General features: G+C 62.2%; 13 protein-coding genes. 5 read left to right on the top strand and 8 right to left on the bottom strand.

Annotated features, from left to right (window positions below; genetic code table 11):
* Positions 1–26: 26 nt before the first annotated feature.
* Both ACOAP0_RS09570 and add read left to right on the top strand, forming a co-directional pair.
* Positions 27–242 (top strand): DUF4287 domain-containing protein, encoded by a 216-nt coding sequence (locus ACOAP0_RS09570; protein ID WP_498376195.1) that lies wholly within the window; start codon positions 27–29, stop codon positions 240–242.
* Between the two features lie 24 nt (positions 243–266).
* Positions 267–1,298, top strand: coding sequence for an adenosine deaminase (gene add, locus ACOAP0_RS09565; protein WP_498376194.1), 1,032 nt, complete (start codon positions 267–269; stop codon positions 1,296–1,298).
* Here the strand turns inward: add and yghU are convergent.
* On the bottom strand, positions 1,295–2,152 hold the full coding sequence (gene yghU, locus ACOAP0_RS09560; protein WP_498376193.1) for a glutathione-dependent disulfide-bond oxidoreductase: 858 nt from the start codon (positions 2,150–2,152) through the stop codon (positions 1,295–1,297). The genes add and yghU overlap by 4 nt on opposite strands.
* Before the next feature lie 105 nt (positions 2,153–2,257).
* Here yghU and ACOAP0_RS09555 point away from each other — a divergent pair, with 105 nt between their 5' ends.
* Positions 2,258–2,602 carry a DMT family protein gene (locus ACOAP0_RS09555; RefSeq protein ID WP_498376192.1) on the top strand — a complete coding sequence of 115 codons (345 nt, stop codon included), beginning with the start codon at positions 2,258–2,260 and terminating at the stop codon, positions 2,600–2,602.
* Between the two features lie 115 nt (positions 2,603–2,717).
* On the opposite strand, the gene ACOAP0_RS09550 is transcribed toward ACOAP0_RS09555, so the two are convergent.
* The 4 genes from ACOAP0_RS09550 to ACOAP0_RS09535 all read right to left on the bottom strand — a co-directional run bounded on the left by ACOAP0_RS09550 (position 2,718) and on the right by ACOAP0_RS09535 (position 8,219).
* Positions 2,718–3,989, bottom strand: coding sequence for a Zn-dependent hydrolase (locus tag ACOAP0_RS09550; protein WP_498376191.1), 1,272 nt, complete (start codon positions 3,987–3,989; stop codon positions 2,718–2,720).
* A 10-nt stretch (positions 3,990–3,999) separates the two neighbouring features.
* The gene (gene hydA / locus ACOAP0_RS09545) at positions 4,000–5,442 is read right to left on the bottom strand and encodes a dihydropyrimidinase (RefSeq protein WP_498376190.1); all 1,443 of its coding nucleotides are present in this window, start codon (positions 5,440–5,442) and stop codon (positions 4,000–4,002) included.
* A gap of 88 nt (positions 5,443–5,530) precedes the next feature.
* Positions 5,531–6,838 (bottom strand): NAD-dependent dihydropyrimidine dehydrogenase subunit PreA, encoded by a 1,308-nt coding sequence (preA, locus tag ACOAP0_RS09540; protein ID WP_498376189.1) that lies wholly within the window; start codon positions 6,836–6,838, stop codon positions 5,531–5,533.
* Between the two features lie 28 nt (positions 6,839–6,866).
* Complete coding sequence (locus ACOAP0_RS09535; RefSeq protein ID WP_498376188.1) at positions 6,867–8,219, bottom strand: NAD(P)-dependent oxidoreductase; 1,353 nt, start codon at positions 8,217–8,219, stop codon at positions 6,867–6,869.
* Positions 8,220–8,502: 283 nt separating this feature from the next.
* Between ACOAP0_RS09535 and ACOAP0_RS09530 the strand changes: the two genes are divergently transcribed.
* Entirely contained in the window at positions 8,503–9,516 is a 1,014-nt protein-coding gene (locus ACOAP0_RS09530; RefSeq protein WP_498376187.1) for a hypothetical protein, read from the top strand.
* Between the two features lie 70 nt (positions 9,517–9,586).
* Here ACOAP0_RS09530 and ACOAP0_RS09525 read toward each other — a convergent pair whose 3' ends face one another.
* Genes ACOAP0_RS09525 through ACOAP0_RS09515 form a run of 3 tightly spaced genes read right to left on the bottom strand, consistent with a single transcriptional unit; the run spans position 9,587 to position 13,001 of the window.
* The gene (locus tag ACOAP0_RS09525) at positions 9,587–10,495 is read right to left on the bottom strand and encodes a LysR substrate-binding domain-containing protein (RefSeq protein ID WP_498376186.1); all 909 of its coding nucleotides are present in this window, start codon (positions 10,493–10,495) and stop codon (positions 9,587–9,589) included.
* 8 nt (positions 10,496–10,503) lie between these two features.
* Positions 10,504–11,307 carry a carbon-nitrogen hydrolase family protein gene (locus ACOAP0_RS09520; RefSeq protein ID WP_498391393.1) on the bottom strand — a complete coding sequence of 268 codons (804 nt, stop codon included), beginning with the start codon at positions 11,305–11,307 and terminating at the stop codon, positions 10,504–10,506.
* Positions 11,308–11,312: 5 nt separating this feature from the next.
* On the bottom strand, positions 11,313–13,001 hold the full coding sequence (locus ACOAP0_RS09515) for a flavin monoamine oxidase family protein (RefSeq protein WP_498376184.1): 1,689 nt from the start codon (positions 12,999–13,001) through the stop codon (positions 11,313–11,315).
* Positions 13,002–13,198: 197 nt separating this feature from the next.
* On the opposite strand from ACOAP0_RS09515, the gene ACOAP0_RS09510 reads away from it, so the two are divergent.
* Positions 13,199–14,395, top strand: a complete 1,197-nt coding sequence (locus ACOAP0_RS09510) for an acyl-CoA dehydrogenase (RefSeq protein WP_498376183.1) — start codon at positions 13,199–13,201, stop codon at positions 14,393–14,395.
* Positions 14,396–14,398 lie beyond the last annotated feature (3 nt).

The raw sequence follows: 14,398 nt of genomic DNA, 5'->3' as shown, positions 1-14,398 counted from the left end.
ACGCACCCCGCTTCGAGGAATCCGATATGCCTGCTCCCGACAAAGTCAAAGGCCCAGCGTCTTACTTCCCGTCTATCGAGAAAACCTACGGCCAGCCCATGGCGCACTGGTTTGAGCTGGTGCAACAGCAGCAAGGCAAAAAGCACATGGAAATTGTGGCGTGGCTCAAAGCCGAGCACGGACTGGGGCACGGCCATGCCAATGCCATCGTGGCGCATTGTCTGGCGGCCGGCAAAGCCTGATCGGCGGCAGCGCCAGATCGCACGATGACATCGCTCCACGCCCCTGAAAATGCCCGCCTCAAGGCCTTGCCCAAGGCCGAAATCCATCTGCACCTGGAAGGTTGTTTTGAGGCCAGCTTGATCGCCCAATGGGCCCGCGCAGAGGGCGTGACGCTGCCCCGGCCGCAAGAGGATTTGTTCAAGTTCTCGGGGCTGGCGGACTTTCTGGGTTTCTTGGATCTGGCCTGTGGACTCGCCCGCACGCAAGACCGCCTGGTGGAGCTGAGCTACGGCCTGAGTCAGCGGCTGGCGGCCAACGGCACCGGTTATGCCGATGTAATCTTCAACCCCACCCACTGGCACGCATGGCATGGCCGCCTGGGCCCCATGCTGGACGCGATCGACGCGGGCTTCACCGCCGCCGAGCAGGATGGCCTGCCGGGTGTGGGCCTGTGCGTCAGCCTGCTGCGCACGCAAACAGCAGACCAAGCCATCGAGCTGGTGGACACCCTGGTGGCCTTGCGCCACCCGCGCGTGGTGGCGCTCTCGGTCGATGGCAACGAAGCCGCTGCCGGCCGCACCGGCCCCCGGTTTGCCGAGGCCTTCCGCAAGGCGGGTGCCGCAGGCTTGCGCCGCACCGTGCATGCCGGTGAGTCCAGCGGGCCTGAGGGCGTGCGGGATGCGGTGGAGCTGCTGGGCGCGGACCGCATAGACCACGGTGTGCGCGCCATTGAAGACCCTGCATTGGTGCAGCTGCTCGCAGAAAAGCAGATCCCACTGGGGGTGTGCCCCACCTCCAACCTGGTGCTGGGTGTGTACCCGTCGATAGACGTTCACCCCATTGAGCGCCTGCGCCAAGCGGGCGTGCCGGTGTCACTCAATACCGATGACCCTGCGCTGCTGGGTGCCAGCTTGGTGGGCGAGTACGCGCTGTGCCGGCACACCTTTGGCTGGACCGATGCAGTCACCGCCACAGTGGCGCGCACGTCTATCGCGGCCAGCTTTGCCAATGCCGACCTGAAAGCCAGCTTGCTCAGCCAGTTGAACGGCTGGCAAGCCGGGGACGCAGGGCTCTAGGCCAAGGTCTTGCCGTCGAAGTCGCTGGCGTCGTGGCGCTCGCGCACTTGCTCTGAAGGTTCGCCGGTCACCTTGTTCACCATGCGGCCGCGCTTCACGGCCGGGCGGGCGTAGAGCTGGTCTGCCCAGCGCATCACGTGTTGGTACTCGTGCACGCTCAAGAACTCGGCAGCGCCGTAAGCCCAGCCCTTGACCAGCCCGCCGTACCAGGGGAAGACCGCCATATCGGCAATGGTGTACTCACTGCCCGCCAGGTATTCGTGGTCGGCCAAGCGCCGGTCCAGCACGTCGAGTTCGCGCTTCACTTCCATGGCAAAACGGTCTATGGCGTATTCAATCTTGGTGGGCGCGTAGGCATAAAAGTGCCCGAAACCGCCACCCAGGTAGGGCGCACTGCCCATCTGCCAGAAGAGCCAGTTCAGCGTCTCGGTGCGGCCTGCAATGTCTTTGGGCACAAAGGCGCCGAACTTTTCAGCCAGGTACAGCAGGATGGAGCCCGACTCAAACACGCGCAAGGGCTCGGGCCCGCTGCGGTCCAGCAAGGCGGGGATCTTGGAGTTGGGGTTCACGTCCACAAAGCCGGAGCCGAACTGGTCGCCGTCGCGGATGTTGATCAGCCAGGCGTCGTACTCGGCACCCGTGTGGCCGAGGGCCAGCAGCTCTTCAAGCAGGATGGTCACTTTCACGCCATTGGGTGTGCCCAGCGAATACAGCTGCAGCGGGTGCTTGCCCACGGGCAATTCTTTGTCATGCGTGGGGCCGGCAATCGGGCGATTGATGCTGGCGAACGCGCCGCCATTTTCTTTGTCCCAGGTCCAAACCTTGGGTGGCACGTAAGGGGAGGAGTCGGTCATGTGGGGTCTGATGGATGGGGGTTCATGAAGTCGGTCCCATGATATTCGTGATCACCCAAATTTGCCTACGAAGGGTTGTTTGCCCAGCCTCGGAGACAATGCCGCATGAGCACTTTTCTACTTCTTGTTGCGTCCAACATCTTCATGACGTATGCCTGGTACGGGCACCTCAAGTTCGGCCACGACTGGCCGCTGTGGCGCGTGATTTTGGTGTCTTGGGGCATCGCGTTTTTTGAGTACTGCCTTGCGGTGCCCGCCAACCGATTGGGTTACGGCGTGTTCTCCGGCTTCCAGCTCAAGATCATGCAAGAGGTGGTGACGCTCAGCGTCTTTGTCGGCTTTGCAGTGTTGGTGCTGAAAGAGAAGTTCGCGTGGAACTACATCGCCGCCTTCGTGTGCCTGGGCGGTGCGGCCTTCTTTGCGTTTGCGTTCAAGGCGCCGGCGCCTTGAGACATATACAGAATTAAAGTGCTCCTGTTTTAGGAGCTACTCGCGCAATGAATGCGGGCGCTAAGGCGGATTTGCCCTTAGCGCCCGTCAGTTCGGCATTAGATCCGTTTGGCGATCAAACCACCTTCGCCCTCTCCAACATCGCATGCAGCAACACATTGCACCCTGCGGTGATGTGTTCCGGCTTGGCATCTTCAATCTCGTTGTGGCTGATACCGTCCTTGCAGGGGATGAAAATCATGCCGCTGGGGGCCAGCTTGGCCATGTAGACCGCGTCGTGGCCGGCGCCTGAGACGGCGGGCATGTTGCTGTAGCCCAGCTTTTTGGCGGCGCGGCCCACGGCTTCCACGCAGTCGTCATGGAATGCAATCGCGTTGTAGCTGGACACCATTTCAATCTTCACGTCCACGCCGTGTTCTTGTGCCACTTTGGCGGCAAAGGCTTTTACCTCGTCGGCCATCTGGTCCACCAGCGCGTCGGTGCTGTTGCGCAGGTCGATGCTGAACTTCACGCGGCCGGGGATGACGTTGCGGCTGTTGGGGAACACCTGCACCATGCCCACGGTGCCACGGCCATGGGGCGGGTGGCGGTGGGCAGCGGCCACCACGTCTTGCATGATGCGCGTGGCGGCCAGCATCGCGTCTTTACGCAGCGCCATGGGTGTGGGGCCGGCGTGGGCTTCCATGCCGGTCACGGTGCAGTTAAACCAGCGGATGCCCAGCACGCCGCTGACCACGCCAATCGTCACGTCGTTGTCTTCCAACACCGGGCCTTGTTCGATGTGCGTCTCGAAGTAGGCGCCGATGGGGTGGTCACCGGGTTCCTGGTCGCCGATGTAGCCGATGCGCTCCAGTTCCCCCTTGACGCTCTTACCTTCGGTGTCGGTGGCGGCATAGGCATGCTCCAGCGTGAAGGCTTTGGCGAACACACCCGAGCCCATCATCACCGGGACAAAGCGCGAGCCTTCTTCGTTGGTCCAGAAGGCCACTTCGATGGGGGCCTCGGTTTCAATGCCCAAGTCGTTCAGGGTGCGCACCACCTCAATGCCCGCCAATACGCCGTAGTTGCCATCGAACTTGCCGCCAGTGGGTTGGGTATCGATGTGGCTGCCGGTCATGATAGGCGGCAGGCTGTTGTTGCGGCCTGCCCGGCGCATGAAGCCGTTGCCGATTTTGTCGATGGTGACCGTCATGCCCGCCTCGCGCGCCCAGCGGGTTACCAAGTCGCGGCCTTGTTTGTCCAGATCGGTCAGCGTCAAGCGGCACACACCGCCTTTGGGTGTTGCGCCGATCTGCGCCAGCTCCATCAGCGAGGCCCAGAGGCGTTCTCCGTTGATGCGGATGTTGGAGATGTCGAGCACGGTGTCGATGTGGGTGTCGGTAGTCATGGTGCTTCCTTTAGCGCTTGACGGCGGTGGGGGCCAAGGTGTCTGCGCGCAGTTTGCTGGCCGCAAAGTTGGAGCTGAACGGTGCCCGCTTGATGTAGCGGCCCTTGCCCTGCACGGCGCGCAAGTCGCCTTGCACATAGACCAGCTCTCCCTGGCTCACGGTGTGGCTTGGAATGCCTTTGACGGTTCGACCTTCGAAAATGTTGAAGTCGCCCTTGCTGAACTGCGTTTTCACCGACAAGGTCTTGGTGCCTGCCGGGTCCCACACCACCAGGTCGGCATCGGCTCCCACGCTCACGCTACCTTTTTGCGGGTAGATGTTGAACAGCTTGGCCGTGTTGGCAGAGGTGACCGCCACAAACTCGGAAGGCGTCAGGCGCCCGGTGTTCACACCTTCGTCCCAGATCACGGCCAAGCGCTCTTCGACGCCGCCGCAGCCGTTCGGGATTTTGGTGAAGTCGTCTTTGCCTGCGACTTTTTGCGCAGCGCAGAAGGTGCAGTGGTCAGTGGCGGTGGTGTGCAAATTTCCGCTTTGCAGGCCGCGCCACAAGAACTCGCTGTTGCCCTTGGGGCGGAAGGGCGGGCTCATCACGTGGGCCGCGGCGGTGGCAAAGTCAGGGTGGCGGTAAACGCTGTCGTCCAGCACCAGGTGGCCGGCTAATACCTCGCCATACACGCGCTGGCCGCGGGCACGGGCACGGGCAATCGCTTCTGCCGCTTCCACGCAACTCACGTGCACCACGTAGATGGGCACATTCAGCACATCGGCAATGGCGATGGCCCGGTTGGCGGCTTCGGCCTCCACCATGGGTGGGCGGGAGAGCGGGTGGCCTTCAGGCCCTTTGATGCCCATCTCGGAGACGGTCTTTTGCAGCAAGTAGACCAGCTCGCCGTTCTCGGCGTGCACGGTGGGCATGGCGCCCAGTTCCAGGGAGCGCTTGAAGCTGTTCACCAGTGTTTCGTCGTCGCACATGATGGCGTTTTTGTAGGCCATGAAGTGCTTGAAGCTGTTGACGCCTTCCTCATTGACCAGCGTGCCCATGTCTTTGCGCACCTGTTCGCTCCACCAGGTGATGGCGACGTGGAAAGAGTAATCCGACGCTGACTTTTCGGCCCAACCGCGCCACTTCTTGTAGGCGCCCAGAATGTTTTCCTGGGGGTCGGGAATCACGAAGTCGATGATGGTGGTGTTGCCGCCTGCCAGACCGGCCGCGGTGCCGGTGAAGAAGTCGTCCATGGTCACCGTACCCATGAACGGCAGCTGCATGTGGGTATGCGGGTCGATGCCGCCGGGCATGACGTACTGGCCGCCCGCGTCCACCACCGTGGCGCCCGCAGGAGCGGTGAGGTTCTCACCCACGGCGATGATCTTGCCGTCCTGGGTGATGACGTCCGCTTTGAACTCGCGGTCGGCGTTGACGACAGTGCCGCCACGGATAAACAGAGTGCTCATGGTTGCTCCTAAATTAATAGCTTTTTGCGCAATGAAACAGGGCGGCAGAAGCGATTTTCATGCCTAAGTGCCGCCCTTACAAGTCCGTTCAGGCATTGACCCGCATGGGGTTGTTGGGATGGGTGGTCCAGTCGGCGTGCACGCCACTCACCGGCTTGCCGGTGCGCAGGTCCATCTCACCGACTGCCAGATCGCGCAGGCTGATGGTGTCCGGCACGGGGCACACCGTCACGCACAGGTTGCAGCCCACGCATTCGTCTTCCTTCACCTCGAAGTGGCGCTTGCCGTCCTTCTCGAAGGTAATGGCCTGGTGGCTGGTGTCTTCGCAGGCAATGTGGCAGCGGCCGCACTGAATACAGTTGTCCTGGTTGATGACGGCCTTGCTCACGTGGTTCAGGTTCAGGTAGCGCCAGTCCGACACGGTGGGCACGGCTTTGCCCACGATCTCGCCCACGCTCTTGAAGCCCATCTCGTCCATGTAGTTCGACAGACCGCTTTCCATCTCTTGCACGATCTTGAAGCCGTACACCATGGCCGCAGTACACACCTGCACCGTACCGGAGCCCAGGGCAATAAAGTCCAGCGCGTCCCGCCAGGTTCCGATGCCGCCGATGCCGCTGATGGGCAGGCCGGCGGTTTCGGGGTCTCGGGCGATCTCGGCCACCATGTTCAGCGCAATCGGCTTCACGGCCGGGCCGCAATAGCCCCCGTGGCTGCCCTTGCCACCGGTGCTGGGCGACATGGTCAGGGTGTAGGGGTCCACGCCCATGATGGAGTTGATGGTGTTGATCAAACTCACCGCGTCTGCGCCGCCGCGCTTGGCGGCTTGGGCGGGTTTGCGGATGTCGGTGATGTTGGGCGTCAGCTTCACGATGACGGGCAGCTTGCTGTAGTGCTTGCACCACTCGGTCACCATCTGGATGTACTCGGGCACTTGGCCTACGGCAGCGCCCATGCCACGCTCGCTCATGCCATGCGGGCAGCCGAAGTTGAGTTCGATGGCGTCGGCGCCGGTGTCTTCCACGCGGGGCAGGATGGCCTTCCAGCTCTCTTCCTGGCAGGGCACCATGAGTGAGACGATCATGGCGCGGTCCTGCCAGTTGCGCTTCACTTCGGTGATTTCGCGCAGGTTCAGCTCCAGGTCGCGGTCGGTGATCAGTTCAATGTTGTTAAAGCCGTTCAGCCGGCGGTCAGCGGACAGCAACGCGCCGTAACGTGGGCCGTTCACGTTGACAACTGGTGGGCCGGCTTCGCCCAGTGTCTTCCAGACTACGCCGCCCCAGCCCGCCTCGAAGGCGCGGTTGACGTTGTAGGCCTTGTCGGTAGGCGGTGCAGAGGCGAGCCAGAAGGGGTTGGGGCTTTTGACGCCGGCAAATGTGGTTTCTAAATTGGCCATGGTGTTTCTCCGGAATGCGTAGCGCCCGTTAGGCGGTGATGAAGGCGTGAATAGCGTGGGCGGATTGCTTGCCGTGCTCCACGGCTTCGACCGTCAGGTCCAGTCCGCCGGCACGGCAGTCGCCGCCGGCCCACACGCCTTTCAAGTTGGTGGTGCCGGCTTCATCGGTGGCGATGCGGCCGTCCTTCAGGGTCAGGCCGCTCTCGGCCAACACCGGGTTGCCCAGCTTCTGGCCGATGGCCTTGAGCACCATGTCAGCCGCCAAGGTGGTGGTGCCTCCGGTAGCGCTCAGCTTTCCGTTGACCAAGGCTTGGCGCGCGAAGGTCACGCCGGTGGCGTGACCGGCTTCGCCGATCACCTCGACCGGAGCCAACCAGTGGTGGATGGTCACGCCGTTGGTCTGCGCCCATTCCTGCTCGGCGGTGGATGCGGACATGCTCTCCTGTCCGCGGCGGTAAACGATGTGCACCTCTTCAGCGCCCAGCAGCTTGCTTTGCACCGCGGCGTCCACCGCAGTCATGCCGCCACCGATGACCACCACACGGCGGCCTACCGGCAAGGTGGAGAGGTCTTCTGTCTGGCGCAAGGTGGCGATAAAGTCCACCGCGTCCTGCACGCCGTTCAAGTTGTCGCCGGGCACGCCCAGTTGCTGGGTGGTAGACAGACCCATGCCGAGGAATACGGCCGCATAGTCTTTGCGCAGGGCTTCGAGTTGCGCCACGGTGTCCAGCTTCCAGTTGTTCTGGATGGTGATGCCGCCGATGCTCAGCAGCCACTGGACTTCGCGTTGGGCAAAGTCATCCGGTGTTTTGTAGCTGGCCAAACCGTACTCGTTCAGGCCGCCTGCTTTGGGCTTGGCGTCAAACACCACGACGTCATGGCCTTGGCGGGCCAGGGTGTAGGCACAGGCCAAGCCTGCAGGCCCTGCGCCCACCACAGCCACCTTTTTGCCGGTGGCGGGAGCGCGTGTAAAGACCTGGGGCTTGGCGCTTTCCATCAACGCGTCGACGGCGTGGCGCTGCAGGCGGCCGATGGCCACGGGCCGGTCTTCCTGGGTGTTGCGCACGCAGACGGCTTCGCACAGGTTCTCGGTGGGGCAGACGCGGGCGCACATGCCGCCCAAGGGATTGCTGTCCAAAATGGTCTGGGCCGAGCCACGCAGGTTGCCATCGGCAATGCGCTTGATGAAAGACGGCACATCAATGCTGGTGGGGCAGGCGGTAGCGCAGGGGGCGTCATAGCAATACAGGCAGCGTTCGGCTTCCAGCAGGGCTTGCGACGCCGTGAAGCGCGGGGTGGCGTCGGCAAAGCGTTTGGCGTATTCCTCGGTGGCTAGGCGGCCTGCACGAACGTCGGCGGGAGAAGAAGAGGGGGTGGACACGCTGGCAACTCCTTAAAAAACTGACCGTTTGGTCAAGTCATGGTATGCATGCTAGCAATCCACGTGCCACGCTGTAACTAGGGGTTTGCACCATAAAACCGCCCGTTTGTCGGCCGCCTTGCACCGGCTTGGGGTGCAGCGATGGTGCGTGCTGTCACGGTTTTGGGGCGCAACTTGTCTTGCGCCTGTCACACCGTTGTCACGCAAAGCGCGGACATTGAGCAAGTGCCGTGCGGTCGCGTGCCGCAGCGCCTTGCCTAGTCCCTCTTTTCCGGAGTTCTCCATGTCTATCCGTCTTTTAAGCGCTCTGGCGATTGCTGCCAGCCTGACTGCCTGCGCCACTGCGCCCGGTACTCCCAACAACAGCTACAGCTTCGGTTTGTGGGGTGACATGCCCTACAAAAAAGCCGGAGACGACAGCAAGCTGCCCGCAGTGCTGAACAGCATCAACGCCTCGGACATTGCGTTTTCCGTGTATGACGGCGACATCAAGGACGGCAGCTCCAAATGCACTGACGACATCTACGTCGATGCGCTCAAGATGTTCGGCAGCATGAAGAAGCCCGTGGTCTATGTGCCTGGCGACAACGAATGGACCGATTGCCACCGCACCAATAACGGCGGATTTGATGCACTCGAGCGCCTGGCTCACCTGCGCAAGGTGATGTTCCCTTCAGCTGCGAGCTTGGGTCAGGCTACGCTGCCCTTGGAGCACCAGGGCAAGCTTGGTGAGAAATATGTAGAAAACACCCGCTTCAGCTACGGCCCGGTGGTGTTCGCCGGCATCAACGTGCCTGGCAGCAACAACAACGTGATCATGAGCGCCAAGGAATGCACTGCGAAAAGTGCACGCAATGCCGCACAGTGTGATGCCTCGAATGCGGAATATCTGGAGCGCGATGCCGCCAATATTCAGTGGCTGGAGTCCACCTTCGCCAAGGCCAAGGCAGACAAGGCCGAAGGCGTTGTGCTGGTCATCCAGGCCGACCCCGGCTTTGACTGGCCTGAGACCGAAGAGACCGACGAAAGCGAGTTGCCCCAGTTCAGCGGCTACCGCAACTTTATGGCTGCGGTCGTGAAGCAAACCGAAAGTTACAAAGGCCAGGTGCTGTTTGTGCATGGCGACACCCATTTCTTCAAAGTGGACAAACCCCTGTACAGCCCCAGCAAGTTGTTGCCCAACCTGACCCGTTTGCAAACATTCGGCAGCCCCAGCCTGCACTGGGTCAAGGTCGGTGTGGAGCCCGGCAGTGCACACCTGTTCAACATCCAGCCAGTGATCGTGCGCCAGCCCTGAGCGGCACGCTAACCTGAAGACTCTCTTCGGGAGCCGCGGCGCAGCGTTGCCCGCGGCTTTTTCTTGTGCGTTAGAGCGCTGCGGGAGAGCACACTGACTGGAGCCATTCGCTGAACAGCTCCACGGCGGGGCCGGCCTCGGTGTTTTCCGGGAGCACCAGGTAGTAGTGCCGCTCACCGGGCAGCGGCGCAGGGTGCGCGAGCACCAGCTCTCCCCGGGCCAGCTCTGCCTCTATCAACAGGCGTGGCACCAAGGCCACGCCCATTCCGCATGCGGCAGCGGACGAAGCCATGGAAAACTGCTCATAACGCGGCCCGGCAAACGCGTTGGGCGCCTCAATACCTTGCGCCGAGAACCAGCTTTGCCAGCTGTCGGGCCGGGTGCTTTGTTGTAGCAGGGGCAGCAAAGCCACTTCTGCCGCACTCAATGCCTTGCGCCCGCGCAACAAGGCCGGGCTGCACACTGCAACCACCTGTTCTTGCAAAAGCGGATAGCAGCGCGTGCCTGCCCAATGGCGGATTTGTAATTCGGTGCAGGCGAAGATGGCTGCGTCGAACGAGGTGTCGTTGAACAGAAACGGGCGGGTACGGGTTTCAATGTGCACGACCGTATTGGCGTGCTTGGCATGAAAGTCGGGCAAGCGCGGCAGGAGCCAACGCGCTGCAAAGGTGGGAACGCTGGCCAACTGCACCGCGCCACCATGGCCACGGGTGGACATGAGGTCCAGGGTGTCCTGCTCCAGCCCGCGCAGCCAGGACGCGACTTGGGTGGCGTAGCGCGTGCCCGCAGAGGTCAGCGCCACGCCATGCCGCGTGCGGCGGAACAGTGCCATGCCCACCAACTCTTCGAGCGTGGTGATCTGCCGCGAAATGGCGCTTTGGGTGAGCGACAGCTCCTGGGCCGCGCGGGTGAAACTTTCGTGGCGCGCCGCAGCCTCGAAACATAGCAAGGCTTGGGTGGCAGGTATTTTTCGTCGCATGGGGCGGGCTAAGTCGGTGGGTTGTGGAGGGCCGTCAGGTCTCGAACGTGCTGCACGGCATTGCGGGCGGCAGTGAGCCGCTCATCGTCCAGAGTGGCAAACACCAGCGCCTGTTCACGACCGGCTTGTGTCAGGGTCTCGCCATCAGGCCCGGCAACCACACTCAAACCACCGTATTGCAGTGCGCCCTCGGGGCCGGTGAAGTTGGCGTAGGCTACAAACAGCTGATTCTCATAAGCGCGCACCGGCACCAGCGAGCGGGCCACAAAGTCGTACTCCGCCATGTTGGCCGTCGGCACCACAATCAGGTCTGCGCCTGCAAGCGCGAGTGCGCGGGTGGCTTCGGGAAACTCCACGTCGTAGCAAATCAGCATGCCAACCTTCCAGCCATGGAAGTCGAAGGTTCGGGCGCTCTGCGCTTCAGCTGAAAATTGTCTGCGGTCGAGCTCGCCGAACAAATAGGCCTTGCGGTAGTTCAGGCAGCGCAGGCCTGACGCATCGATCCATTGGGCTGCGTTGTACACGCGGCCGTGTGCGCCGCGCTCGGGGTAGCCGTACACCAACGCCAGTTTGTGGCGTTGCGCAATGCCGGCCATGGCGTCGGCCCAAGCGCCGTCTGCCGCTTGGGCCAGGGTCTGCACGGCCGGCGCGCCAATGGCGTAACCCGTGATGAACATTTCGGGGGACACCAAGAGTTGTGCTCCTGCACCGGCGGCCTCGCGGGCTGCAGCTTCCAGTCGGGCCAGATTGCCCGGCACATCCAGCGGAGCGGGGGCACATTGCCACAGTGCCAATTTCAGAGGTGCGCGCATGGTAGTCAATCGGGGAGCGCAATCGGGCCCAGGGTGTCGAACACATCACCGGGGCCGGGGTTGGCGGCATGGGTGTGACCGCCCAGATGTTGCACGATGCCCCACACCGCGTTCAGGGACGTTTGCACAGCCCCCTCCACCCAAGCGGGTGTCCACGAGACGTCATCCCCGGCGATGAAGATGCCGCGCTGTTCGGGCGGAAGTCCGTCCTGCTTGAAGTGGGCGTACATGCGCTGGTTGTAGCGGTAGTGCCCGGGCAATGCGCCCTTGAAGGCTCCCAGAAAGTAGGGGTCCGCCTCCCAGGATACGCAAATTGGGTCGCCGATGATGTGGCTGGCAATGTCCACCTTGGGGTAGATCTTCTTGAGGGCCTGCAGGGCCAGCTTGACGCGTTTCTCCGGGGTCTGCGGCAGCATCTTGAGTGCGTCCCCCATCCAGGCATACGAAAGGCAGATCACGGCCGGTTTGTCCGGCCCGTTATCAAACAGGTAGGTGCCGCGGGTCAGCCGGTCGGTGAGCGTCATGCTCATCACATCGCGGCCGGTTTCCGGGTCTTTGTCTTTCCAAAATGGCCGGTCCACCATGACAAAGGTCTTGCTGGATTGCATGTAGCGTGTGCGGTCCAGCGCCATCCACATCTTGTGCGAGAACAACGATTCTTCGACCGCAATCTGGGTGGTGAGTAGCCAGCTCTGGCAGGTGGTCAGCACCGCGTTGTAGTTGTGCGTGTCGCCCCAGGTGTCGGTGACGGCGAGTCGGCCATCAGCGGCGCGGGCAATAGCGGCTACCCCCGCACGGGTGCCGCCGCTGTGCAGGCTTTGCAAGGTAGTGCCTGCCGGCCAGTGCGCCAGCTGGGTCGGGGCGTGGCGCCAGAGGCCGTGAGGCACCTGGTCGGCCCCGCCGACGATGAGCCGCTGGTTGTCATCGCAGTTGGTCAGGACTACCCGCAGTATTTCCAACATGGAATTGGGGAAATCCGAGTCCCAACCGCCGGTGCCAAAACCCACCTGACCGAAGATTTCCCGGTGATGGAAGGACAGCTTGGCAAACGCCTTGGAGTTTGCGATGAAATCGTAAAACGTGCGGTCATCCCAAAGCGGCACCAGCGCATTCCACATGCGCTTGAGTGCCGGCACATCCCGGTTGCGGATGGCGTTTTGCATGTCGCTGAAGCGGGCATCGTCTTCGAGTGCCTCGGCCCAGGCGTCCGCCACCTCTTTGAAGATCGGCGGCAGGTCTTGCAGGCTGCGCGCGTAGTGGGTGTTGCCCTCCAGGTCGATGACGGTGCTGCCCGAAGCGGGCGTCAGGGGGTTGGGGAAGTCCCGGGTCTCCAGGCCCAGCAGGTGGACGTAGTGGTAGAACGCGGTGCCCGAGACCGGAAAGCGCATGCCGCCCAGTTCCGCCACCACATCCTGCGTACCTTCAAAGACTTGCGAGCGCAGCCGCCCGCCCATCTTGGACGCCTCATAAATTACCGGCTTGAGGCCCATCTTCATCAGCTCGTAGGCGGCGACCATGCCGGCCATGCCTGCGCCGACGATGGCCACCTCTTCACCGAGCCGATGTTCGGGTAGCTGGCCCAGCCCGTCGGGGTGGGCGATCCAGTCGTCAAACGCGAACGGGAAATCCGGGCCGAAGATGGTGACTGGTTTGCGCACTTCAGGTGCTGTTGTCGTGGTGCTGCTGTTGCCCATGGAATTGCTCTCCAAATTGGCGCGGACTATGTCATAGGTATGCATCGCACGCAATACATCGGCGTCAAAGCGTCAAAAATCGCGTTTTTTTGGATTTAAAAATGAGTTAAATGCATGCCTGTGTGCAAAACGCTTGCTTGCACAGGCACTAAGCAGGGGCTACGATCCCGCATTCCTCACTTCTGCCGGAGCACTTCATGAGCCACGCCGCCTTCAATTGGCAAGACCCCTTTTTACTGGACAGCCAACTCTCTGATGACGAGCGCATGGTGCGCGATGCCGCCGCTGCGTATTGCCAGGACAAGTTGCTCCCCCGCGTGACCCAAGCCTTCCGGGACGGCAGCACCGACCCCGCCATATTCCGGGAAATGGGTGAGTTGGGTCTTTTGGGCCCCACGATTCCCGAGCAATACGGCGGCCCCGGCCTGAACTACGTGGCCTATGGCCTGATCGCCCGCGAAGTTGAGCGGGTTGATAGTGGCTACCGCAGCATGATGAGCGTGCAGTCCTCGTTGGTGATGGTGCCCATTTTTGAGTTCGGCACCGAAGCCCAGCGCCAGAAGTACCTGCCCAAACTGGCCACCGGCGAATGGATAGGTTGCTTCGGGCTGACCGAACCCGACCATGGCTCCGACCCCCAGAGCATGGCCACCCGTGCCCAAAAAGTGGCAGGCGGGTACAAGCTCTCTGGCAGCAAGATGTGGATCAGCAACAGCCCGATCGCCGACGTGTTCGTGGTTTGGGCCAAAGAGGTCAGCGAGGCCGGAGCGGTCGGCCCCATCCGTGGCTTTGTACTGGAAAAAGGCATGGCGGGCCTGTCGGCTCCGGCCATTCACGGCAAGGTGGGCTTGCGCGCCAGCATCACCGGCGAGATCGTGATGGACGGTGTGTTTGTGCCCGAAGAAAACGCCTTCCCCGAGATCCGTGGACTCAAGGGCCCGTTCACCTGCTTGAACAGTGCGCGCTATGGCATTGCCTGGGGTGCACTGGGTGCGGCTGAAGATTGCTGGACCCGCTCCCGCCAATACACCTTGGACCGCAAACAATTCGGTCGCCCCTTGGCCGCCAATCAGCTCATTCAGAAAAAACTGGCCGACATGCAAACCGAAATCGCGCTCGGCCTGCAAGGCTGTCTGCGCTTGGGTCGCATGAAGGACGAAGGCACGGCGGCGGTGGAAATCACCTCCATCCTCAAGCGCAACTCCTGCGGCAAAGCCTTGGACATTGCGCGCATGGCCCGCGACATGATGGGTGGCAACGGCATCAGCGACGAGTTCGGGGTGGCGCGCCATTTGGTGAACCTCGAGGTGGTCAACACCTATGAAGGTACGCACGATATCCACGCCCTGATCTTGGGCCGGGCCCAAACGGGCATTGCCGCGTTCGCCAACTGATAT

The sequence above is a fragment of the Curvibacter sp. Hmag1.1 genome, assembly GCF_059769165.1.
The sequence above is the reverse complement of the archived record's forward strand: the minus strand, read 5'-3'. Positions and strand labels throughout refer to the sequence as shown.